This is a genomic window from Ochrobactrum sp. S1502_03 (assembly GCF_044435015.1).
Classification (GTDB): Bacteria; Pseudomonadota; Alphaproteobacteria; order Rhizobiales; family Rhizobiaceae; genus Brucella; species Brucella chromiisoli.
This window is the reverse complement of sequence record NZ_JAYEXN010000007.1, coordinates 88,512-111,180: the sequence shown is the minus strand read 5'-3', so window position 1 is coordinate 111,180 and position 22,669 is coordinate 88,512. Positions and strand designations below refer to the sequence as shown.

Below are 22,669 nucleotides of genomic sequence, written 5' to 3'. Positions count from 1 at the left end.
CCTATTGATTTTATTAAAATACCCGGAAAAATTTTTCCGGGTATTGCAGATAATGTTGGGCTTATCCAGCCGCTTTTTGTTTGGAATCGCGCTTTGCTTGCGCCACACTGGCGGCCTTTTTCAGGCGCCCACGTTCCATAGGGCGGACGAGACTGTCGGCTTTCTCATTGGGGATGTTGCGCATGCCATGACGTGCGTGGCGGGTGTTGAAGGCTGGCTCGTTTTTCTCATTTGCTTTCTTGGTTGCCAGTGCTTTTTGAGCGTTTTCAACCAGATTGTTGCTGGCTGACATGCTGCGGCGGCGATCAATTTCCGCATTGATGCGGCGCATGGCCATAGCCAGAACGGAAACCTTCAGATGCGAGCCTTCATCTGCCTTCGACGTCGAAGCGCCACGTGCTGCTGCTTTTCCGCGCATTTCGCGGCGGCGCTGGTGTGCCTGATCGCGCGCCTTGCTGCGACGATCACGCAACAGTTTTGCCAGTTGAGTAAGCTCAGAGTCGGGGACATCCTGAAGAAGTGGATGATGCGATTTTTCAACCAGCTCTCGTTCTTCCGCGTTCAACGCACGGGCTTCTTCCTTGCGTGTGATAGCCATGAAAATCTCCTTCCGTGTGCTTATCCTGTTTGCATATAGGTCGGTGATCGCATGAGAAAAGGGTGCGGCCTATGGCGTTGGAACCAACGCGTTGCGCTGTCGTTTATTATCTTTGGAGATGGTAAAGAGGTTCACGCGATGGATATCGTTGAAACACGAATTAGTTCGCTTGGTGGTTTCAAGGTCTATTTGGTTGAGTTCGTCACACAAGGTGAGGAGCGCGTTTCTGTCAAAGTTGAAAATGAGACCGATGCGGAACTCAGCCGCGATGAGGTGACGCGCCTCGCAGCGCTTAAACTGGGTGAGGCTTTTAACATTGCATGTGTTGAATGTGGAATTGAGCCGCAAAATCTGCTCACGCGCCCCAGCGCGCGCAGATCCGGTGATCGCGCAGAGCTGGAGCGTCAGTTGGATGAAGGCTTGGAAGACAGCTTCCCGGCAAGCGATCCGGTTTCAGTCACAAGCTCTGCGATACCAGCATCGGCGGACCCCAAATCATAAGCTCGGGGCACGTTGCCGCAATAGTATAAGTCCGGGGCACATTGCCCCGGTGCTTTAAGTGTCTCATAAAATGAGTCCGATGATTATCTCAAGCGCATGAAATCTTTATAGGTTTCTGCGTTTTCCTTCCATCAGGTCGAGCACTGCGCGCGCGCAATCAAGAACATTCGTTCCGGGGCCGAAGACCGCCGAGACACCATGGTCAAACAAATATTGGTAGTCCTGGCGCGGCACGACTCCGCCACAGACAACGATAATGTTTTCTGCACCTTTTTTACGAAGTGTATCGACAAGCTGCGGCAGCAGGGTTTTGTGTCCGGCCGCAAGGGAAGATACGCCGAGCACATGCACTTTAGCCTTGATCGCCATATCGGCGGCTTCGTCCGGCGTCTGGAATAGCGGTCCGGCAAGCACTTCAAAGCCAATATCGCCAAAGGCAGACGCGATGATTTTTGCGCCGCGGTCATGTCCATCCTGACCGAGCTTTGCCACCATGATGCGAGGTTTTTCGCCGGTATGCTTTGAGAACTCTTCAAGGCGTTCAACAAGCGTCTGGAACTCAGGCTCGTTCTCATAAGCCTTGCCGTAGACGTGTTTTACGACCTTCGGCACTGCCGCGTGGTCGCCAAAGGCATGGCGCATTGCATCGGATATTTCGCCGACCGTTGCGCGCGCGCGCGATGCTTCAACGGCGGCGGCCAGAATGTTGCCTTCACCGGTTGTTGCGACCTTTTCCAACTCGGCAAGCGCTGCCTCAACTTTGGCTTTATCGCGCGTTTGTTTGATGCGGTTCAAACGGTCGATCTGCGATTTTCTGACCGCAGTATTATCGATTTCGAGAATGTCGATGCTGTCTTCCTGCTCCAGACGGAACTTGTTGACACCAACGATTACCTCTTCGCCCTTATCGACCGCTGCCTGTCTGCGGGTGGCTGCTTCTTCGATCAGACGTTTTGGCAGACCGCTTTCGACGGCTTTGGTCATGCCGCCAAGGCTTTCGACTTCTTCGATCAGCGCCCATGCTTTTTCTGCAAGTTCATTGGTCAGGCTTTCGATGTAATAAGAGCCTGCCAGCGGATCGACGACTTTAGTAACACCTGTTTCATTTTGCAGAATAAGCTGCGTGTTTCGCGCGATGCGGGCGGAGAATTCAGTTGGCAAAGCGATGGCTTCGTCAAAAGAATTGGTGTGCAGCGATTGTGTGCCGCCAAGGGCTGCCGACATGGCTTCAAAAGCTGTGCGGACGATATTGTTATACGGGTCTTGCTCCTGCAATGAGACGCCCGATGTCTGGCAATGGGTGCGCAGCATCAGCGAGCCGGGCTTTTTCGGATCGAATTCCTTCATGATGCGTGTCCAGAGCAGCCGGGCTGCTCTGAGCTTGGCAATCTCCATGAAGAAGTTCATGCCGATGGCGAAGAAGAATGACAGTCGCCCCGCAAATTCATCGACATTCAGGCCTTTATTGAGTGCCGCACGGACATATTCGCGCCCATCGGCCAATGTGAAAGCCAGTTCCTGCACCAGCGTGGCGCCCGCTTCCTGCATGTGGTAGCCGGAAATGGAAATCGAATTGAATTTCGGCATTTCCGCTGCGGTATAAGCAATAATATCTGCAATAATCCGCATGGATGGTTCTGGCGGATAGATATAGGTATTGCGGACCATAAATTCTTTCAGAATATCATTCTGAATGGTGCCGGATAGCAGATCGCGCGACACGCCTTGCTCCTCGCCAGCCACAATGAAATTGGCGAGGATCGGGATCACGGCGCCATTCATGGTCATGGAAACGGAGACTTTTTCGAGTGGTATGCCGTCGAAAAGGATTTTCATGTCCTCGACGGAGTCAATTGCCACGCCCGCCTTGCCGACATCGCCTTCTACGCGTGGGTGATCGCTATCATAACCGCGATGGGTGGCAAGGTCGAAGGCGACCGATACGCCTTGCTGGCCAGCGGCCAGTGCCTTGCGGTAGAAGTTGTTGGACTCTTCGGCTGTGGAGAAGCCGGCATATTGGCGGATGGTCCAGGGACGCCCCGCATACATGGTCGCACGCGGACCGCGCAGGAATGGCTCAAAACCGGGAAACGAATCAAGGTGGCCGATTCCATTAAGATCGTCAGCCGTATAAAGCGGCTTCACATCAATGCCTTCCGGCGTATGCCAGACGAGGCTATCGGCTGGCCGCTTCAGTTCCTTTTCGGCCAGCTTCGACCAATCCTGTTTTGTGGGGCGCTCGCTCATATTGGTGCTCACTCGAATTCCATAATGAGTTCATCAACGGCAAGGCTTGCGCCTTCTTCTGCCGCAATCCGTTTGACGGTGGCGCGACGTTCAGCACGCAGCACGTTTTCCATCTTCATGGCTTCAACCGTTGCCAATGGCTGGCCTGCCTCGACGGTATCACCGTCTTTGACAAGAACCGAGGTGATAACGCCGGGCATCGGGCAGAGCAGCATCTTGGACGTATCCGGCGGCAGTTTGACTGGCATCAGCTTTGCCAATTCTGCAACCCGCGGCTTGCGCACATGGGCGATCACATCAATGCCCCGCCAGCGCAGACGCCAGCCTGTGCCGGAGCGCAGAACCTTGACGGCGACGGATCTGCCGTCAACCGTGAAAGAGCCAAGCTGATTGCCCGGATGCCAGTCGCTGGCAACCGGTAAGCTGCGAGCGTCAGCAAAGTAGATTGTTGTCCCACCTTCGCCCTCAGCGATCCTCAAGGTCAAGCTGAAGTCACCAAGCGTTACGACCCATTCGGTTGCCACAGATTGTGCCTGTGACGATAAACGGCCTGAAATCTGGCTGTTGCGTTGTTCGACCGCCATATTGATCTGTGCAGCAACAGCGGCCAGTACATGCGCATCTTCTTCCGATACGGAAACGCCAGCAAAGCCGTCTGGATATTCCTCAGCAATAAAGGCCGTGGTCAGCGCGCCAGCGCGAAACCGCGGATGCTCCATAACCGCTGACAAGAAGGGCAGGTTGTGGCCAATGCCTTCCACTTCAAAAGCATCCAGCGCATTGCTCATGGCATCAATTGCACTGGTGCGATCAGCGCCCCAGCTGCAAAGTTTTGCAATCATGGGGTCATAATACATCGAAATTTCGCCACCCTCAAAGACGCCCGTATCGTTGCGGATGATTGCGCCACTTGCGGTTTTGCCTTCGACAGGTGGACGATAGCGCGTCAGCCTGCCAATCGAAGGCAGGAAGTTGCGATAGGGGTCTTCTGCATAAAGGCGGCTTTCGATGGCCCAGCCGTTGAGCTTGACATCGGCCTGCGTGATGCGAAGCTTCTCGCCGGATGCAACGCGGATCATTTCCTCAACCAGATCAATGCCGGTGATGAGTTCTGTCACCGGGTGCTCGACCTGCAAGCGGGTGTTCATCTCAAGGAAATAGAAATTGCGCTCGCCATCGACGATGAATTCAACCGTGCCTGCGGAATAATAGCCAACAGCCTTGGCGAGGGCTACGGCCTGTTCACCCATAGCTTTGCGGGTGGCTTCATCCAAAAACGGTGAGGGCGCTTCTTCGATCACTTTCTGATTGCGGCGCTGAATGGAGCATTCGCGTTCGCCCAGATAGATGACATTGCCGTGTTGATCGCCAAGAACCTGAATTTCGATATGGCGCGGCTGGGTCACGAATTTCTCAATGAAGATGCGATCATCACCGAAAGAAGATTTTGCTTCGTTGCGTGAGAGCTGGAAACCTTCGCGCGCTTCATCATCATTCCATGCGATGCGCATTCCCTTGCCGCCGCCACCGGCGGACGCCTTGATCATCACCGGATAGCCGATGGATGTTGAAATACGAACCGCTTCTTCTGCGTCTTCGATGAGCCCCATATGGCCGGGAACGGTGGAGACCCCAGCCTCGGATGCGAGCTTTTTTGAGGTGATCTTGTCGCCCATGGCCTCAATGGCGTTTACCGGAGGGCCGATGAAGGTGACATTGGCGGCTTTAAGTGCCTCTGCAAAGCGCGGGTTTTCCGACAGGAAGCCATAGCCGGGATGGACGGCGTCGGCCCCCGTTTCTTTGATTGCTGCCAGAATCTTATCGATCACGATATAGGACTGGTTTGAGGGCGCTGGTCCGATATGCACGGCCTCGTCGGCCATTTTGACATGCAGCGCATTGCGGTCAGCGTCGGAATAGACGGCAACCGTGGCAATGCCCATTTTCTTTGCGGTTTTGATAACCCGGCAGGCAATTTCGCCGCGATTGGCAATGAGGATTTTCTTGATCATCTGTATCGTACCCGTAGCAATCTTACAGCGGAATGGTGTCGTGTTTCTTCCATGGCGTGTTCTGGCTCTTGTTGCGAAGCGCAGAGAACGCACGGGCGATACGGCGGCGGGATGAATGCGGCATGATCACTTCATCAATGAAACCGCGTTCGGCAGCAACGAAAGGATTGGCGAAGCGTTCTTCATACTCTTTCGTGCGGGCGGCGATCTTTTCAGGGTCGCCCAGTTCTGAGCGGTAGAGAATTTCGGTAGCCCCCTTGGCGCCCATAACGGCGATCTCGGCGGTTGGCCAAGCATAATTAATGTCGGCACCGATGTGCTTAGATGCCATCACGTCATAAGCGCCGCCATAGGCTTTGCGGGTGATCAGTGTGACCATCGGCACGGTTGCCTGGCTATAAGCAAACAGCAGTTTCGCGCCATGCTTGATCACGCCACCATATTCCTGCGCTGTGCCGGGAAGGAACCCCGGAACATCGACCAGTGTCAGGATTGGAATGCTAAAAGCATCGCAGAAGCGCACGAAGCGTGCAGCCTTGCGTGAGGAATCAATATCAAGGCAGCCAGCCAGCACCATGGGCTGATTTGCGACTACGCCAATAGTCTGGCCGTCCATGCGAATAAAGCCGGTGATGATATTTTTGGCGAAAGCTTCCTGAATTTCAAAGAAATCGCCTTCGTCCGCAAGAGCGAGAATCAGCTCCTTCATGTCGTAAGGCTTGTTGGCGTTATCAGGGATGAGTGTGTCCAGCCGCATTTCGAGGCGGGCAGGATCATCGAAGACAGGACGAACAGGTGGCTTTTCACGATTGTTGAGCGGCAGGAAGTCAAACAGGATGCGGACCTGTTCCAGCGTTTCAATGTCGTTTTCGTATGCGCCATCGGCAACCGACGACTTTCTGGTGTGCGTTGACGCGCCGCCGAGTTCTTCCGCCGTGACGATTTCGTTGGTGACTGTCTTGACCACATCGGGGCCTGTCACAAACATGTAGGAACTATCGCGGACCATGAAGATAAAATCGGTCATCGCCGGGGAGTAAACCGCACCACCCGCGCACGGCCCCATGATGACAGAAATCTGCGGAATGACGCCCGAAGCATCGGCATTGCGCTTGAAAACATCGGCATAACCAGCAAGCGAGGCCACGCCCTCCTGAATTCGCGCCCCGCCAGAATCGTTCAATCCAATCACCGGGGCACCGTTCTGCATGGCCATGTCCATGATCTTGCAGATTTTCTGCGCATGGGTCTCAGAGAGCGAACCGCCAAGAACGGTAAAATCCTGACTGAACACATAGACCTGACGGCCATTGATCGTGCCCCAGCCGGTCACCACGCCATCGCCTGCGATCTTCTGCTTTTCCATGCCGAAGTCGGTGCAGCGATGCGTGACATACATGTCGAACTCTTCGAACGAACCTTCGTCGAGAAGCACTTCAATTCTTTCACGGGCAGTCAGCTTACCTTTGCTGTGTTGCGCATCAATGCGCCTTTGTCCGCCGCCAAGGCGAGCCTCTGCGCGACGAGATTCAAGCTGTTCGAGAAGTTCCTGCATTCGCTATGACCTTGGAAAGCTATGAGTTTGATTGACTGCTTAGCGCCAGTATGCCGCATTCTGAAAGCTTGAAAAGGTGCTGATGTGTAATTTATAAATTTGCAAATAGCGAATTGCAAAGTTGCAAACATGGCACCCAGAAAACTCTATGTCGGCAGAAAGATCAGAGAAATACGTGAACAGCACCGGGCAACACAGTCAGGCTTTGCTGAACGCTTAGGTATTTCAACGAGTTATCTCAACCAGATCGAGAATAATCAGCGGCCGGTTTCAGCCGCGGTTCTTTTGGCGCTGGCTGAGAATTATCAGATCGATATTGGTGCGATTTCGCTTGGCGATGATGATCGGCTTTTATCGGCTGTATCCGAGGCGTTGGCCGATCCGGTGTTTGACAATTACAAGCCGAATTTGCAGGAATTGAAGCTGATCACGCAAAATGCGCCCGGTTTAGCGCATGCGCTGATTGCCTGTCATCAGGCTTATCGGCGCAATAGCGAGCAGCTTGCAAGTCTCGACAACCAGCTTGGGCGCGCGCCATCTGTTGCCGAGCCCGCGCCTTATGAAGACGTGCGCGACTTTTTCCATTTTATCGATAACTATGTTCATGAGCTTGATATTGCTGCAGAAAAGCTTGCCGATGAGCTGAGGATTCCGTATCGTGATATAGGTGTGGCTTTGCCGCAATATATGGAGGAGCGCTATCGCGTTCGTGTCGCGCGTGCGGATCCCGATGAAGCTATTTTACGCCGCTTTGATCCGGTGGCGCGCGTTCTGTATCTCAACCCTTATTCGCCAGCTTCGACTCGCAATTTCCAGATTGCGTTTCAGATTGCCGAACTGGAGATGGAAGAGCTTGTCACCGCTATCGCAAAACGGGCGGATTTTCGCTCATTGGAAGCGATTGAGATTTGCAAAATCGGTCTGCGGAATTATTTCGCCGGTGCGCTGGTCTTGCCCTATCAGACTTTTCTTTCAGCCGCCAAAGAACTGCGGCACGATCTTGAATTGCTGGCATCGCGCTTTGGTGCCAGTCTGGAACAGGTCGCGCATCGTCTGAGCACATTGCAGCGATCTGGCCAGCGTGGCGTTCCTGTGTTCTTTGCACGGATTGACCGGGCGGGAAATATCACCAAACGGCACAGTGCAGCCAAGCTGCAATTTGCCCGTTATGGTGCGGCGTGTCCGCTGTGGAATGTGCATCAGGCGTTTGAAACGCCGGGCCGGATCATTCGTCAGTTAGCTGAGACACCAGACGGTGCGCGCTATCTTTGCATCGCGACCGAACTGACCAAGAGCGAGGGCGGATTTCACGCCCCGCAACGTCGTTATGCTATTTCTTTGGGCTGTGAAATCACACATGCGCAGGATTTTGTCTATGCGGATGGTTTGGATATTACCACGCGCTCCGCATTTGACCCGATTGGGGTTTCCTGCCGTATTTGTGAGCGGGCCGAATGCGTGCAGCGTGCTGTCCCGCCATTGAAAAGCAAATTGGCGGTCGATCACGACCGCCGTGGAATCTTACCTTACAGACTATTGTAGAAATCAGAAACCGGAATGCTCTTTAAGGAATTCGGCTTCTTCGGGTGTCGTCTCGCGGCCCAGAACTTTGTTTCGATGCGGAAAGCGGCCAAAGCGTTCGATAATATCGTGGTGCTGGCGTGCGAAGCCTAAGGAGAATTCATCACCGAGCTTTTCGTATAGATCAATGCACCGCTTCTGATCGCTGAGATGTTCGCTGTGCATGAAGGGCAGATAAAAGAACTGACGTTGTTCTGCCGATAGCTTGCGGTCAAAATCATGATCGAGTGCCTGCGCCGCTACATCACGGGCGAGGCCATCGCTTTCAAACGAGCGTGCAGAGCCGCGAAACATGTTGCGCGGAAACTGATCGAACAAAATCGTCAGTGCAAGTGCGCTTTCCGGCTGCTGTTTCCAGTTTTCAAACTTGTCGGCACGCGCGTCTTCGTAGCCTGCGAGAAATTTTTCACGAATTTCCGCATCGATTGCATCGCTTTTGCTGAACCAGTTTTCGCGCATCTTTGCTGAAAACCAGAAATCGAGGACGTCTTCGGGTTGAATGGCCATTGCTGCCTCTTTCCAGCTTTACGGGGTCTGACTTTGGTTATCGGGCTGCGGGCAGGGTGTCTCGCCCTTTATATTGCGGGACATGCAGGCGAATCGGTCAAAGCCCTTGCCTGCATCCATTGCCGCTTTTCCGGCACCACAACCGGATAGAGTTGTTAGCACGATCAACAGAACAAAATATTTCATCTGAAGCCCTTCCGGTTTACATGGCAACGTTCGCCAAATCTGCGCACATAGATACAGAAAATTGCGATCAGCCGCGACCACGATAATTGGGTACAGACTGTTCTGGAATCCAGACATTTTTCGGGGCTTCTCCAGTCTGATAGAACACATCAATCGGAATACCGCCACGTGGATACCAATAGCCGCCGATACGCAGCCATTCAGGCTCCAGAAGCTCCACCAGACGTTTGCCGATCGTGACTGTGCAGTCTTCGTGAAAAGCGCCATGATTGCGGAATGAAAACAGGAACAGCTTGAGCGATTTGCTTTCGACCAGCCAGTTTCCGGGCACGTAATCGATCATCAGATGCGCAAAGTCCGGTTGTCCGGTCATGGGGCAAAGCGAGGTGAATTCAGGTGCGGTAAAGCGAATGCAATAGGGCGTTCCTGCTTGCGGGTTTGGAACCCGTTCCAGTACCGCTTCTTCAGGGGATTGGGGAACAGTAGTGTTTGATCCGAGCTGCTTGAGGTCAGAATATATCGTTTTTTCAGACATTTACGTGCCTTTTTAAAAAGCCACGGCGCAGTCCTGTGCTGGAATATCCAGACACTTGTCCTTGTTTTTACCGGGTAGGCTGCGACCGGTGGCAAATTGCCAATGGCTTCGACTAACAGTGATATTGTTTCCGGTAAAGCGCAAAAAAACCGCGCCAGAGAAGCGCGGCTTTTCATTGGGAGGATTTCGTTCTTAACGGCGATCAGAAAGGATGCAGCCAATTGCAACGCCGATCGCGATACCGATTAGGCCCGCGGTGCCAAACAATGTGGTCGCGGTGCCGGGGTTTTCCTTCACGGTCTCTGCGACAGCGTGACCACGTTCACGCACAACCTGTGCTGCGTGGCGGAAACGACCAGATGCGTCATCAAGGGCATCTTCTGCACGATCTCTGAATTCACTTGATTGCGAAGCCAGTGACTTGGAAAGACGCTTTAATTCACCGCGTAGATCTGCAATCTGCTGTTCGAGAGCGTGCTGAATATCATTAGCGGTTTTGTTGTCAGCCATTTCATGTCTCCATACAATTGATGTCTGTTCAATGCATTAAAACACATTTGGTTCCATTTTAGTTGGAAAATAAGACACTCTTTTTATTATTCATTTTTTGGGCTGAATACCGGCAGAAGGCTCAGTCCGCGCCCAATGCAAACGCCCGCCATCGCGCCAATTGCTTTGAAGACAAAATCAATAAATTCACCATGTCGACCGGGGGCGAGGCGTTGCATGAGTTCGAACATGCCCGCGCATCCCACTGTTAATATCAGAACTTGAACCCAATGACGGGGGTAGGCGAGAGCAAACAGGAACCCGACGAGGAAGAAAGCTGTAAAGCGCTCCAAATCTGCAGATTGGCTGGCGATTGGTCTGAACTGAATCGGGCTGATCGTGACAATCAGGATCGAGACCAGAACCAGCCAGGCGGCGATGCGAAAAAGTCGCGTCATTGAGCGAAAAGCCTTCTATTCTGCGGTGCCGTTGGCCATAGGTTCATCCTGATTTGGATCACCGCAACGCTGATACATCTGGTCCGTGACCAACTTTTTCAGACCATTACCAAACGGCAATTCATAATGCGCAATAACATCGACGCCCATGCACCATTTAACATTTTCCGGTGACAGGCCGTAATTGGTTTCAAGAAATCCGATGGCGTAATTTATACCCTCATCGCATTTATCGGTTGTGCAGAAGTTACCGTCTCTGGCGAGTTGCCTGATTGAGTTTTCGCCGATTTTTTGAACAACCGGCTCAAGCGCAAAAGGTGCCGCGCCCAAAAGCGCAACAATGACCAGTCCAACAAGGGTATATTTGAGTGAGCGTCGCATGAATCGCTGTCAGTTATTGATCCCGTTATGATTTCATAACGCATGAGCGGCAGTATCATGGCAAGGTCAAGCTAAAAATATGGAGCCTAATTTTTAATCATTATGACCATTTGTGACGGTTTAATATTGACTTTTACGTAAATGCGGTAGCACAACAATTGCCTGCATGTTGCAAGGCAGGGATATAAAAGTGCGTGAATATTATACGATTACAGAACTGACGCGGGAATTCGGGATATCGACCCGTACTTTGCGTTTCTACGAGGATGAGGGATTGATCGCGCCTGTACGGCGTGGTCGCACGCGCTTGTTCAGGCCTTCAGACCGGCATCTTCTCAAGCAGATCATGCGTGGGAAGCGGCTTGGCTTTTCAATCGCGGAAATCCATGAAATCGTGCAGATGTATCGCGAGCCGCCCGGTGAAACGGGGCAGCTCAAGCTTTTGATGAAGCGCGTTGAAGAAAAGCGCGCTGATCTTCGTCAGAAGCGCCGTGATATTGACGAAACCCTTTCCGAACTTGATCAGGTTGAAGAAGCGTGTATCGAACGTCTGGCCGAGCTTGGCGTTTCCACGTAACTGTTATGGCTGATTATCGGGCACTGGTGAGCACATCTGAACGATTTGCTGAACCGTGCTATTGTTGTTCTGGTCAGCCTTGCCGCTAAAAACCTCATCGAACAGTTTGGCTTTGTCGAGTTCGCTGACGACACAGCCGCAGAACTGGTTGCATAAAGCTTCGCTGCCATTTGGCAGACATGATGCGACACAGGACTGCGTAAAAGCAGCGCGCTGGTCGGGCGGCGAGACTTGCGAGAAGCAATAGACGAGTGCAATCAGTACGGGCTGGTGGATCAGATAGAATGCAAGGCTGTGACGACCGATAAAGGTCAGCGGCTTCTGCAGAAACTGGGGCTTTATCTCGCCCGAGAGCAGCGGCAGCCAGTTGAACCGTTCGAAAATGCGCGCCGTTGCAATGCCGATCAGCACGGCACCAAACCACGGAAACAGCGGAACATAATCATTCGAGCGCGGTGGGATTGTCGACAGCCCAACCCATGCCAGCCACATCTGATTGAAAATGTCGGCTTGCGCGTAAAATGGTGCGCTGATGACAAAGGCGGCTACGGCCAATGTCAAAACGGGCGGCAGATGCAGAAATAGCAGGCCCAGAACGCTTGCCAGCGCGATTTGATGCAGGATGCCAAAGAAGATGAAATTGTCGGGCGACATGTAATATGTCACTGCAGAAATAGCCGCAGCCGCTGCTACGATTTGCAGCAGGCGCTTTCCAACCGCATTCCAGCGAATGGCGCGGCCATGGGCCAGAACAAGACTGAAACCAACGAGAAACAGAAAGCTCGACGCGATGCAGCGTGCAAAGAGTTTCCAGCCGCCATGCCCGGTGGTGCCCGCTGCCATATAACCGAAGAATTCAAGATCCCAGCCGAAATGATAAATCGCCATCGCAATTAGCGCGACGCCACGCGCAATATCAATGCGCGTCAGGCGCAGACGGCTTGAGGGCGTTACAGTCGTTTCAGCATTGCTCTGCATCGTGCATCCTGAGCTATCGAATTCGAATCTGGCAGATTTCTATCACATGCGCTGACATGGCTATAGTATGTCGAATAACGGATTCGTTACGCCGTTGTGAAATCAGCAGTTCTTGTCGGAGTTCGATTTGTTTTTCAGCGTTTCCAAGCTTTTCTGGCTGTTTTTCCAGCCGCTGACCATCATCTTCGTCCTGCTGTTGCTCGCACTCGTGTTGATCTGGACCGGGTTAAGGAAACTGGGGCTCGCCGCGCTGATAAGCGGTGCAGTGATCTTGTTTGTCAGTGCATATACAACGCTTGGCAGCATTATGCTTGTGCCTCTGGAAGATCGCTTTGCCAAAATAACTGAACTTCCGCAGCATGTGGACGGAATTGTGGTTTTGGGCGGTTATATGAATGGCGACATCAATGCGGGGCGTCCCGGATTCGAATTGAACAGCGCGGCTGACCGGATATTTGAGACGATGCGGCTTGCGCGGCTTTATCCGGATGCAAAGGTGATCGTGTCGGGCGGTGACGGAGCGTTTTTTGAGGAAGCAAAGCCGGAGGCCGACAGCACGCGCACCATGCTGGCCGATCTTGGCTTTTCCGGCGATCGTTTCATTTTTGAGAATAAGTCACGCAATACAGTTGAAAATGCCGTGTTTTCCAAGGCTCTGGCAGAGCCGAAGGCTGGAGAGACGTGGCTTTTGGTAACTTCGGCTTATCATATGCCACGTTCCATCGGGTGTTTTCGTAAGGCAGGTTTTGATGTCGTTGCATGGCCTGTTGATTATAAGACACCCGCAAAACAGCGCTTTTCGCTTTATTTTGAATCACCCAATGAGGCGTTGTCGCGCTTTAGCGTTGCGGTGCGGGAATGGGTGGGTTTGACAGCCTATTGGCTGACCGGAAAGACAGATATGCTGCTTCCACAACCCTGATGCCGCAATTTCGCCGTGACTTTTAAGCTTTTGTTAAGCACCTTTGTTGTTAAGATGCTGAAACAAAGAGGGTTTTTGAAACGTACCTTTGTGAGAATAATAAACGCGCCGCATTTCAGCCACTTTTCAGCGTTGCGTTTCATCTGCGTCAGGGCTATATCTCCGGTAACAGCGTTGTGAAGGACGCTGCTAACAAGAGTTGCACAACAAGGTTTTAAAAATATCCATGGACGAAACCGTTCAAAAATCCTGCTGGGGCGTAACGCTCTGGGCAGTCGTTGGCCTCGCCGCTATCATTCTCATGGCTTATCTTTTCTCGGTGTAATGCCAAACGCGCTGCGGAAAGCGGAAAAATGATGCCGCAATCCGGCATTCTGTTGGCGTTGTTGCTCTCCTACACTATCTGTTAATGGTGTAATATCATCTTGGTCTGCCGTTTTATGCGGCTTGGCACATGGAATTGCACAGCCTGAATTTGGGCTGGATAGGTGTAGAATGTTTCTTTCGGTATTTGATCTTTACAAGATTGGCATTGGACCTTCGAGTTCACATACGATGGGCCCGATGACCGCCGCCCATATGTTTCTCGACGAGCTGATCGCCGGCGAGTGGCCAAAACCAGCCAATGCCAAAGTCTTTCGTCTCAAGGCCGTTCTGCATGGCTCGCTTGCTTATACCGGCGTTGGTCATGCGACTGATCGCGCTGTGGTCTTGGGGCTTTGCGGCTATACACCTGATAAGATCGATCCTGATATTATGGATAGCGAAGTCGAAAAGGTTTCGCGCGCGAAAACCGTCCATCCCGCTGGCCATCCTGCCTATCAGTTCGATCCAAAAACCGATCTGGTGCTGGATCGCAAAACGCCCTTGCCGGGGCATGCAAACGGCATGGCTTTTGAAGCTTATGACAAGAGTGATCGGCTTCTGCTTCGCCGCGTATATTTTTCGATTGGCGGTGGCTTTGTCGTCACTGCGGAAGAGTTAAGCCGCGTGCAGACCAGTGGCGGCAAGCGTGAGGAAAAGGCTGATGTGCCTTATCCGTTCAAAAACGCCGCCGAAATGCTTGAAATGGCCAACACGAGCGGTCTTTCGATTGCCGATATGAAACGTGCCAATGAAGAATGCCATATGTCTTGCCTTGATCTCGACGAAGGTCTCGATCGAATTTGGGGTGCAATGCGTGGCTGCATTGAGCGTGGATTAAGTCGCGATGGAATTATGCCGGGTGGATTGAATGTGCGCCGTCGTGCGCGGCAGCTTTTTGAGCGGCTGGAAGAGGATTGGCGCAATAACAAGCTTAATCCGCTGCTCGCCAATGACTGGTTGTCTGTTTACGCAATGGCGGTCAATGAGGAAAATGCTTCCGGCGGGCGCGTTGTAACGGCTCCGACCAATGGCGCTGCGGGTGTGGTTCCGGCAGTGTTGCGCTACTATCTGCATTTTCATGATGATGCCGATGCGAAGGGCATTCGTGATTTTCTCCTGACATCGGCCGCCATTGGCGGTGTGATCAAGCATAATGCCTCTATTTCCGGTGCAGAAGTTGGTTGTCAGGGCGAGGTTGGTTCGGCCTCTGCGATGGCTGCCGCTGGTCTTGCTGCCGTTATGGGCGGAACACCCGAACAGATTGAGAATGCTGCTGAAATCGCGCTTGAGCATCATCTGGGCATGACATGCGACCCAGTCGCCGGGCTTGTTCAGGTGCCATGTATTGAGCGCAATGCGCTCGGTGCTGTGAAAGCCGTTACGGCTGCATCTCTGGCGGTGAAGGGTGATGGTCAGCATTTTGTGCCGCTCGATGCCTGTATCGAAACCATGCGTCAGACGGGGCATGATATGAGCGAGCGCTACAAAGAAACCAGTCAGGGTGGACTGGCTGTTAATGTGGTTGCCTGCTGAGACAGATTCTTATCACTTGAAGACTGCACACGGCTTGGCTAAATCAGGCCCATGGCAATTAATCTCGTCAAACTTTGCGTCGGTTGCGACAGTATTGAAGACCTCGCAGCCTGGATTGATTTCAGGCTTGCGGAGCAGCGTGCTGCCGGTGTTGTGCCCGAGCAGTTTCATACAACCCGCATGGTTCCCAAACGGGTGGATGAATTGCTTGCAGGTGGTTCGCTCTATTGGGTGATCAAGGGCAATGTGCAATGTCGCCAGCGTCTTCTGGACATACGCCCGTTTACGGATGAGCAGGGAATCAACCGCTGTCATCTGGTGCTCGAACCCAAGATTCATCCGACGGAGTGGCAGCCGCGCCGCGCTTTTCAGGGGTGGCGGTATCTGAATGAAAATGAGGTTCCTGCCGATGAAGCAGCGGGGAAATCTGGCAGAGCCGCTCTGCCACCGGAATTGCGACGTGAGCTGGCGGATCTCGGATTGCTTTAGATTCGTTTGCGTTAAAGCGGGATCGCTAAAGGCGTTACGCAGGTCTTGTTGGACGGTTACAAAGAAAAAAGCCTGCCGTTTCTGGCAGGCTTTTTTCATTTCGTATGTCAGCTTTCGATGGTGAGGCGTACTGAAACCTTGTCCGATGTGACGGGCAGGGTCATGCGCATCATTGTGCGCGGTTGTACCATTCTGCGATTGCGCGCTGCGTGGCTGACCAGCAGGCCGACCAGATCACGTGTATGGAGTCCTTTGCCATGACGGACATCTGCAATGCGAATCGCCGCCTGCTTAAGTGCCTGCACCGAAAACAGGGACCCGAGGGCTGAAGGCCGTGGCGCTTCTAGAGCCCATAGGCTGGGTGCCAAAGCATGTTGTCCGATCGTTTCATTCATATTCGACATCTCGAAACCCTCTACGCAATACTATTTTCGGGTCTAAAGCGGTTACGAGAGGGGCTACCCCCTCGCTGGGATTAATTTGCGACTGCGTAGCAGCCAAAACTCTTCTTTTTCAGCGATGCACATGCATCCCAGGCTGCCTTCTTTGACGAAAATCCGACAAAGCGGGCGCGGTAGAATGTCGAACCGCCTTTTACGAATGTCTCGGTATGGGGGGAGGCTGACCGAAGTGGTCCGCCAACAGATGAGGACACCTTTGCAAGCATATCGCGTGCCTGACCTTCGCTTGGCAGCGAGCCAACCTGAATAGCCCATCCGCCTGATGCAGCTGCAGAAGCGGTTGTTACGGGATCAATATCATGCTGAGCAGGAGCCGCAGGGATTGCAGCCTTTGGCATTGGACGGACAGCTGCCTGCGCTGCGGCGAGTGCTGCCGGACGCGGCGTTGGTGCAGCAAGAGCCAGAACCTGCGGCTGATCGACGTCGCCTTCACCTGATTCATTGTTGATGACGTCTTCAATGCCGGCTTGACGGGCTACAGGGACTGGGGCGTTGCGTGCCTTTGGCAGTTGAGCTGATGCGACAACCTGAGGAACGTCACCACGCATGGCAATGAGAGGTTCGGAAGCGCGACCACGTGTTGCCATTGGCAGGTATTTTTTGATGAGCTGCGCCATATGGGCATCGCGGCTTGCGCCGGTGTTGCCACCCATCACGACGGCGACGATGCGGCGTCCATCAAGATTAACCGATGAGGCAAGGTTGTAGCCGGAAGCATTGGTGTAGCCGGTCTTGATGCCGTCAACACCTTCGATACGGCCAAGCAGACGGTTGTGACCGCGAATGGTTTGACCGCGATATTGGAAACTACTGCGCGAAAAATAAGCAAATTCACGCGGGAAATGCTGGCGAAGTGCAATGCTGAGGATTGCCATGTCGCGCGCAGTTGTAACCTGCGACATGTTTGGCAGGCCGGAAGCATTGCGGAATGTGGTGTTGCTCATGCCAAGACGACGCGCTTTTGCCGTCATCATCTGTGCAAATCGCTCTTCCGAACCGCCAAGGAATTCACCGGATGCAGCTGCGACGTCGTTCGCTGACTTTGTTACCATTGCAAGGATTGCATCCTCGACGCGAATGGACTGGCCTTTTTTGAAGCCGATTTTTGTCGGTGGACGTGCTGCGGCATATGCGGAAACCGGAATTCGCGTGTCTTTGTTGATGCGACCTGACTGCATTGCCTCAAGAAGCATATAAATTGTCATCATCTTGGTCAGCGACGCCGGGTAACGTTTCGCATCGGCGCTGGATGCAAACAGTGTTTTACCTGTGTTGGCGTCGACCACGATCGCAGCGTACCGATCATTGGCCGCAGCAGGAACCGTGGTTGTGGCCGTAGAGCAGCCTGTTACAACAGCAAGAAGAAGCGCAGCTTGCGCTGTTCTTTTCATGACATATGCGACTTTACTGAATGCGGTACGCACGATGATGACCTGCCTGTATTCCGGTTTTTTTGGACTGCGGCACAAAGGGCACACAGCAATCTAATTCAGGAACCTTACTGTCATCAGCGTTACCAATCCGTTTATGGTAACTGGATTATTCACACATTTTAAAAAAAAGTTGTGGTGCCGTTTTTGGGGAAGCCCATGGAACTCAGCCCGATCGATGCTCGGCGGACGCTCTGCGCGGATGCTTAAATCATAAGATTTGGCAATATTTTTGGGAGAGACCTGTGCCAATGCGCAGCCTTGTCATAAGTCTCGGTTGCAAGTGTCAGCGAAGGGCTTAAAATCAGCTTATGACGCCCTACATAAGGAAGGGCAAGCAGGCATAGAGTTGGGCATTGGGTGATAGGTTACATGCGGTATTTAAATCCAGTCATGCAAAGCAAGGCGAACGGCGGGAACGGACCGGATAACGGGACCGTTGTGGTTACGCGTACGCAGCCCAAAACCAAGAAGCCCAGCCTCTATCGCGTTCTGCTTCTCAATGATGACTATACTCCTATGGAGTTTGTCATTCATGTCCTGCAACGTTTTTTTCAGAAAGACATGGACGATGCGACGCGTATCATGTTGCATGTTCATAACCACGGTGTCGGTGAGTGCGGCGTATTCACATACGAAGTTGCTGAAACCAAGGTTAGTCAGGTCATGGATTTTGCCCGCCAAAACCAGCATCCATTACAATGTGTAATGGAGAAAAAGTGAGGTCATATGCCATCGTTTTCATCTAGCCTTGAAAGGGCGCTGCATCAGGCCCTCACAATCGCAAACGAGCGGCATCACGAGTATGCAACGCTCGAACATCTTCTGCTTGCTCTGATCGACGATCAGGATGCGGGCGCAGTGATGCGCGCCTGTAACGTCGATCTGGAGCATCTAAAAAGAATCGTGACCGATTACATCGATCGTGAGCTGGATAATCTCGTCACGGGCTATGATGAAGATTCCAAGCCAACTGCCGCTTTTCAACGTGTTATTCAGCGCGCGGTTATTCACGTCCAGTCCTCCAATCGCGAAGAAGTGACCGGCGCTAACGTGCTTGTTGCCATTTTTGCCGAGCGGGAAAGCCATGCTGCCTATTTCCTTCAGGAGCAGCAGATGACGCGCTACGATGCCGTCAATTATATCTCGCATGGCATTTCCAAACGCACGCAGAGCAGCGAAACGCGCACGCCGCGTGGCGCGGAAAGTCCGAGCGAAGAACGCACCAGCGTGGAACCGGAAGAAAGTCCGAAGAAAAAGCAGGATGCTCTTACCGCCTATTGCGTCAATCTGAACGAGAAAGCGAAATCCGGTCGCATCGATCCTTTGATCGGTCGTGACAGCGAGATCAGCCGCACCATTCAGGTGCTGTGCCGTCGCTCCAAGAATAACCCGCTTTATGTGGGCGATCCGGGTGTCGGCAAGACGGCAATTGCTGAAGGTCTTGCGAAGCGTATCGTTGAAGGTGACGTGCCTGAAGCGCTTGCGAATGCAACAATCTTCTCGCTCGACATGGGCACGCTGCTTGCCGGTACACGTTATCGCGGTGATTTCGAAGAGCGCTTGAAACAGGTTGTGAAAGAGCTTGAAGATTATCCGGGTGCGGTTCTCTTTATTGACGAAATTCACACCGTTATCGGTGCGGGTGCCACTTCGGGCGGTGCGATGGATGCATCAAACCTGTTGAAGCCTGCTCTGTCTTCCGGTGCAATCCGTTGCATCGGATCGACGACCTATAAGGAATATCGTCAGTTCTTTGAAAAAGACCGTGCACTTGTGCGCCGTTTCCAGAAGATCGACGTCAATGAGCCTTCGATCCCTGATGCCATTGAGATCATGAAGGGTCTGAAGCCGTATTTTGAAGACTTCCATAAGGTTAAATATACGGTTGATGCGATCAAGTCGGCTGTGGAGCTTTCCGCGCGCTATATCTCGGATCGCAAATTGCCGGATAAAGCCATCGACGTGATCGATGAAACCGGTGCAAGCCAGATGCTTCTGCCGGAAAACAAGCGCAAGAAGACCATTGGTGTCAAGGAAATCGAAGCAACCATTGCCACCATGGCGCGGATACCGCCCAAGTCGGTTTCCAAGGATGATGAGGTTGTGCTCTCGCATCTTGATGCAGAGCTCAAGCGCGTTGTTTATGGTCAGGATCTCGCGATTGAGGCGCTTTCGGCTGCAATCAAGCTTGCCCGTGCAGGCTTGCGCGAGCCGGATAAGCCCATTGGTTCTTATCTGTTCTCCGGCCCGACAGGTGTTGGTAAGACAGAAGTTGCCAAGCAGCTTGCATCGTCGCTTGGCGTCGAACTGCTTCGTTTCGACATGTCGGAATATATGGAGCGTCACACTGTATCGCGTTTGATCGGTGCGCCTCCCGGATATGTCGGCTTCGATCAGGGCGGTCTTTTGACCGATGGCGTGGATCAGCATCCGCATTGCGTGCTGTTGCTCGATGAAATCGAAAAGGCACATCCGGACCTTTACAACATTCTGTTGCAGGTTATGGATCATGGCTCGCTTACCGATCACAACGGCAAGAAGATCGATTTCCGCAATGTTATCCTGATCATGACCACCAATGCCGGTGCCGCCGATATGGCAAAGGCTGCGATTGGTTTCGGTTCGACGCGGCGTGAAGGTGACGACATGGAAGCGATCAACCGGTTGTTTACGCCGGAATTCCGCAACCGTCTCGACGCAATTGTTCCGTTTGGTCCGCTGCCGGTTCCCGTCATTCATCAAGTTGTGCAGAAGTTCGTGCTTCAGCTTGAAGCGCAGCTTGCAGAACGTGGTGTGACATTCGAACTGACCGAGCCCGCTATCGCATGGCTTGCTGACAAGGGCTACGATGAGCGCATGGGCGCGCGTCCACTGGCGCGCGTTATTCAGGAGCACATCAAGAAACCATTGGCCAATGAAGTGCTTTTTGGCAACTTGAAAAATGGCGGTACGGTTCGGGTTGATGTGAAGAAGAAAGAGGATGGTAAAACCGATCTCGTGCTTGAAACCCTTTCTTCGGACAAGCCAGTGAAGCCTAAAAAGGATATTCCGGCGGAAAAGAAGCAGCCCGTTCGCAAGAAGGCTGCGGCAAAGAAGCCTGAGAAGGAAAAGGTACTCGCTGGCAAGGATGATGCCGAGTCAAAACCTTCTGCCAAGGCATCAACGGCAAAATCATCGGTCCCTAAAGTGCCGCGTAAGAAATAAAAACGTAAAAAGGCCCTTCACGTGAAGGGCCTTTTTATATCGGGTGCATTTTCTCTCTCTCATGATCTAATTACCGTATGTCTTCGAGTCCATTCCCTAGTTCCGACCATCACTCAGCAGAGCAATCTGGCCATCTTGGCTGGTTTTTTCGTGGCACACGACGCATTGTGAGTGTGCCTGCTATCTTGCTGATGAGTTCGTTTATTGGCTTTTCAGGACTGGCGATTGAAAGCGGCATAACTGTCGGGCAGGCGGTGTTTATGACACTCACCATCTGGGCACTGCCTGCTAAGGTGGTGCTCATTGGTGCGATCAGCGCCGGAGCTTCAATCCCTGCCGCAGCTTTGGCGGTCGGATTGTCGTCGGTTCGGCTTATGCCGATGGTGGTGGCACTTTTACCGGAGCTGAAAGGCCCAAAGACGCGCAAGCTGACGCTGGCAGCGCTTTGTCATTTTGTGGCAGTGACCGCCTGGGTCATGGCGATGGAAGAGCTGCGCAATGTGCCGCGCGATATGCGCACAAGCTATTTTGCAGGCATTGGAAGCGTTCTGGTCGGAACGAATGCGCTTGTGGTGGCCTTGGTTTATACATTATCGGCGTCGTTTCCGCCGGTGGTGTTTGCAGCGCTTTTCATGCTTACGCCAATGTATTTTCTGACGTCGCTCTGGCGATCAGCGCGGGAACGGGCAGGGCAGATTGCCATGGTTTCCGGCATCGTGCTGTTTCCGATCTTTCATCAATTCGCACCGGGCTATGATCTGTTGGTGACGGGAGTCGTTGGCGGATTGATTGCATTTGTCTTTCATCGTTTGCGCAAGGCAAAGAAGGAGGCTGTGCAATGAACTGGGACAGTTATTCCGACTGGTGGTGGCCGCTTATGTTCATCCTGCTTGCAGGCGCACTTCCGACCTATCTTTTCCGTGTTATGGGCGTCATTGTTGGCGGTCGGATACGCGAAGATTCCGAGGTTCTGGTGTTCGTGCGCTGTGTCGCGACGGCACTTGTCGCGGGTGTGATCGCCCAGCTTATTCTTTATCCGAACGGGGAGCTTGCGAACTCCCCGATGTGGTTGCGCGTTGGATCAGCCGCTGCCGGTTTTGTTGCTTATCTCATTGCCGGAAAGCGGTTGCTTGTCGGAATATTGGTGACAGAGGCGTTTCTGATAACGGGTTTGTTAAGCTTATAAAGATGATTCTTATCAAAGTGCTGCGCGGATTTTCTCAGCATTTGCTGTAAGAACGGCTGGATCTTCCATTTTTCCGGTATGAGGCTTTAATTCTACACCCTCAAAACGCGGGATGACGTGGAAGTGCAGATGATAAACTGTCTGGCCTGCTGCCGGTTCATTGAACTGGCTGACAGTGACGCCATCGGCATCAAAAGCTTTCTTCACGGCATTGGCGATCTTTTGAACGGCCTTGATGGCTTGAGCGAGCGCTTCCGGCTCTGCATCAAGCAGATTGCGCGATGGTGCTCTGGGAACAACCAGCGTGTGGCCGGTTCCCTGCGGCATGACATCCATAAAAGCGACGACATCATCCGTTTCATAAACGCGTGTTGACGGAATTTCGCCGCGCAGGATTTTCGCGAAAATGTTGTTGCCGTCATAGGTGGCAGACATGCTTGTTTCTCCAGTTCACTCAATTATCAAGCTGG

Annotated in this window: 24 protein-coding genes; 10 read left to right on the top strand and 14 right to left on the bottom strand. The window is 52.8% G+C overall.

Going from position 1 to position 22,669, the window contains the following annotated elements:
- Positions 1-61: 61 nt before the first annotated feature.
- Positions 62-598: a hypothetical protein gene (locus tag VBH83_RS07740; protein WP_265984535.1), complete on the bottom strand. Its 537-nt coding sequence runs from the start codon at positions 596-598 to the stop codon at positions 62-64.
- Between the two features lie 138 nt (positions 599-736).
- Here VBH83_RS07740 and VBH83_RS07735 point away from each other — a divergent pair, with 138 nt between their 5' ends.
- Entirely contained in the window at positions 737-1,099 is a 363-nt protein-coding gene (locus tag VBH83_RS07735; RefSeq protein WP_265984741.1) for a hypothetical protein, read from the top strand.
- Between the two features lie 105 nt (positions 1,100-1,204).
- On the opposite strand, the gene scpA is transcribed toward VBH83_RS07735, so the two are convergent.
- Genes scpA through VBH83_RS07720 form a run of 3 tightly spaced genes read right to left on the bottom strand, consistent with a single transcriptional unit; the run spans position 1,205 to position 6,913 of the window.
- Positions 1,205-3,346, bottom strand: a complete 2,142-nt coding sequence (gene scpA, locus VBH83_RS07730) for a methylmalonyl-CoA mutase (RefSeq protein WP_265984536.1) — start codon at positions 3,344-3,346, stop codon at positions 1,205-1,207.
- 8 nt (positions 3,347-3,354) lie between these two features.
- Positions 3,355-5,358 (bottom strand): acetyl/propionyl/methylcrotonyl-CoA carboxylase subunit alpha, encoded by a 2,004-nt coding sequence (locus tag VBH83_RS07725; protein ID WP_265984537.1) that lies wholly within the window; start codon positions 5,356-5,358, stop codon positions 3,355-3,357.
- A gap of 22 nt (positions 5,359-5,380) precedes the next feature.
- Positions 5,381-6,913, bottom strand: a complete 1,533-nt coding sequence (locus VBH83_RS07720; RefSeq protein ID WP_265984538.1) for an acyl-CoA carboxylase subunit beta — start codon at positions 6,911-6,913, stop codon at positions 5,381-5,383.
- Positions 6,914-7,042: 129 nt separating this feature from the next.
- On the opposite strand from VBH83_RS07720, the gene VBH83_RS07715 reads away from it, so the two are divergent.
- Positions 7,043-8,455 carry an XRE family transcriptional regulator gene (locus VBH83_RS07715; protein ID WP_265984539.1) on the top strand — a complete coding sequence of 471 codons (1,413 nt, stop codon included), beginning with the start codon at positions 7,043-7,045 and terminating at the stop codon, positions 8,453-8,455.
- A gap of 3 nt (positions 8,456-8,458) precedes the next feature.
- Here VBH83_RS07715 and VBH83_RS07710 read toward each other — a convergent pair whose 3' ends face one another.
- From VBH83_RS07710 to VBH83_RS07685, 6 genes are all read right to left on the bottom strand, one after another.
- On the bottom strand, positions 8,459-9,001 hold the full coding sequence (locus VBH83_RS07710; RefSeq protein WP_265984540.1) for a DUF924 family protein: 543 nt from the start codon (positions 8,999-9,001) through the stop codon (positions 8,459-8,461).
- An 18-nt stretch (positions 9,002-9,019) separates the two neighbouring features.
- The gene (locus VBH83_RS07705; RefSeq protein ID WP_265984541.1) at positions 9,020-9,187 is read right to left on the bottom strand and encodes a hypothetical protein; all 168 of its coding nucleotides are present in this window, start codon (positions 9,185-9,187) and stop codon (positions 9,020-9,022) included.
- Positions 9,188-9,254: 67 nt separating this feature from the next.
- Complete coding sequence (gene queF, locus VBH83_RS07700) at positions 9,255-9,722, bottom strand: preQ(1) synthase (protein ID WP_265984542.1); 468 nt, start codon at positions 9,720-9,722, stop codon at positions 9,255-9,257.
- Positions 9,723-9,914: 192 nt separating this feature from the next.
- Positions 9,915-10,232: a YqjD family protein gene (locus tag VBH83_RS07695; RefSeq protein ID WP_265984543.1), complete on the bottom strand. Its 318-nt coding sequence runs from the start codon at positions 10,230-10,232 to the stop codon at positions 9,915-9,917.
- An 86-nt stretch (positions 10,233-10,318) separates the two neighbouring features.
- Positions 10,319-10,669, bottom strand: coding sequence for a VanZ family protein (locus VBH83_RS07690; protein ID WP_265984544.1), 351 nt, complete (start codon positions 10,667-10,669; stop codon positions 10,319-10,321).
- Positions 10,670-10,684: 15 nt separating this feature from the next.
- Positions 10,685-11,050 (bottom strand): hypothetical protein, encoded by a 366-nt coding sequence (locus VBH83_RS07685; protein ID WP_265984545.1) that lies wholly within the window; start codon positions 11,048-11,050, stop codon positions 10,685-10,687.
- 190 nt (positions 11,051-11,240) lie between these two features.
- Here VBH83_RS07685 and VBH83_RS07680 point away from each other — a divergent pair, with 190 nt between their 5' ends.
- Entirely contained in the window at positions 11,241-11,627 is a 387-nt protein-coding gene (locus VBH83_RS07680) for a MerR family DNA-binding transcriptional regulator (RefSeq protein ID WP_094577492.1), read from the top strand.
- Positions 11,628-11,630: 3 nt separating this feature from the next.
- Here the strand turns inward: VBH83_RS07680 and VBH83_RS07675 are convergent, their stop codons facing one another.
- Positions 11,631-12,605: a DUF1624 domain-containing protein gene (locus VBH83_RS07675; RefSeq protein ID WP_265984546.1), complete on the bottom strand. Its 975-nt coding sequence runs from the start codon at positions 12,603-12,605 to the stop codon at positions 11,631-11,633.
- A 127-nt stretch (positions 12,606-12,732) separates the two neighbouring features.
- Between VBH83_RS07675 and VBH83_RS07670 the strand changes: the two genes are divergently transcribed.
- The 3 genes from VBH83_RS07670 (at position 12,733) to VBH83_RS07660 (ending at position 15,915) form a co-directional block, all read left to right on the top strand.
- Positions 12,733-13,527, top strand: coding sequence for a YdcF family protein (locus VBH83_RS07670; RefSeq protein ID WP_265984547.1), 795 nt, complete (start codon positions 12,733-12,735; stop codon positions 13,525-13,527).
- 495 nt (positions 13,528-14,022) lie between these two features.
- The gene (locus tag VBH83_RS07665; protein WP_265984548.1) at positions 14,023-15,426 is read left to right on the top strand and encodes an L-serine ammonia-lyase; all 1,404 of its coding nucleotides are present in this window, start codon (positions 14,023-14,025) and stop codon (positions 15,424-15,426) included.
- A gap of 51 nt (positions 15,427-15,477) precedes the next feature.
- Positions 15,478-15,915, top strand: coding sequence for a DUF1489 family protein (locus VBH83_RS07660; RefSeq protein ID WP_265984549.1), 438 nt, complete (start codon positions 15,478-15,480; stop codon positions 15,913-15,915).
- 107 nt (positions 15,916-16,022) lie between these two features.
- Here the strand turns inward: VBH83_RS07660 and VBH83_RS07655 are convergent, their stop codons facing one another.
- Both VBH83_RS07655 and VBH83_RS07650 read right to left on the bottom strand, forming a co-directional pair.
- Positions 16,023-16,319: a hypothetical protein gene (locus VBH83_RS07655; RefSeq protein WP_265984550.1), complete on the bottom strand. Its 297-nt coding sequence runs from the start codon at positions 16,317-16,319 to the stop codon at positions 16,023-16,025.
- A 71-nt stretch (positions 16,320-16,390) separates the two neighbouring features.
- Positions 16,391-17,800 carry a D-alanyl-D-alanine carboxypeptidase gene (locus VBH83_RS07650; RefSeq protein WP_265984551.1) on the bottom strand — a complete coding sequence of 470 codons (1,410 nt, stop codon included), beginning with the start codon at positions 17,798-17,800 and terminating at the stop codon, positions 16,391-16,393.
- 378 nt (positions 17,801-18,178) lie between these two features.
- Here VBH83_RS07650 and clpS point away from each other — a divergent pair, with 378 nt between their 5' ends.
- The 4 genes from clpS to VBH83_RS07630 all read left to right on the top strand — a co-directional run bounded on the left by clpS (position 18,179) and on the right by VBH83_RS07630 (position 22,199).
- On the top strand, positions 18,179-18,529 hold the full coding sequence (clpS, locus tag VBH83_RS07645; protein ID WP_265984552.1) for an ATP-dependent Clp protease adapter ClpS: 351 nt from the start codon (positions 18,179-18,181) through the stop codon (positions 18,527-18,529).
- Between the two features lie 6 nt (positions 18,530-18,535).
- Positions 18,536-21,013, top strand: coding sequence for an ATP-dependent Clp protease ATP-binding subunit ClpA (gene clpA, locus VBH83_RS07640; protein WP_265984553.1), 2,478 nt, complete (start codon positions 18,536-18,538; stop codon positions 21,011-21,013).
- A 191-nt stretch (positions 21,014-21,204) separates the two neighbouring features.
- Entirely contained in the window at positions 21,205-21,855 is a 651-nt protein-coding gene (locus tag VBH83_RS07635; RefSeq protein ID WP_265984554.1) for an AzlC family ABC transporter permease, read from the top strand.
- Entirely contained in the window at positions 21,852-22,199 is a 348-nt protein-coding gene (locus tag VBH83_RS07630) for an AzlD domain-containing protein (protein ID WP_265984555.1), read from the top strand. The genes VBH83_RS07635 and VBH83_RS07630 overlap by 4 nt, the downstream gene beginning before the upstream one ends.
- A 12-nt stretch (positions 22,200-22,211) precedes the next feature.
- On the opposite strand, the gene VBH83_RS07625 is transcribed toward VBH83_RS07630, so the two are convergent.
- Positions 22,212-22,634, bottom strand: coding sequence for an HIT family protein (locus tag VBH83_RS07625; RefSeq protein ID WP_265984556.1), 423 nt, complete (start codon positions 22,632-22,634; stop codon positions 22,212-22,214).
- Positions 22,635-22,669: the final 35 nt, after the last annotated feature.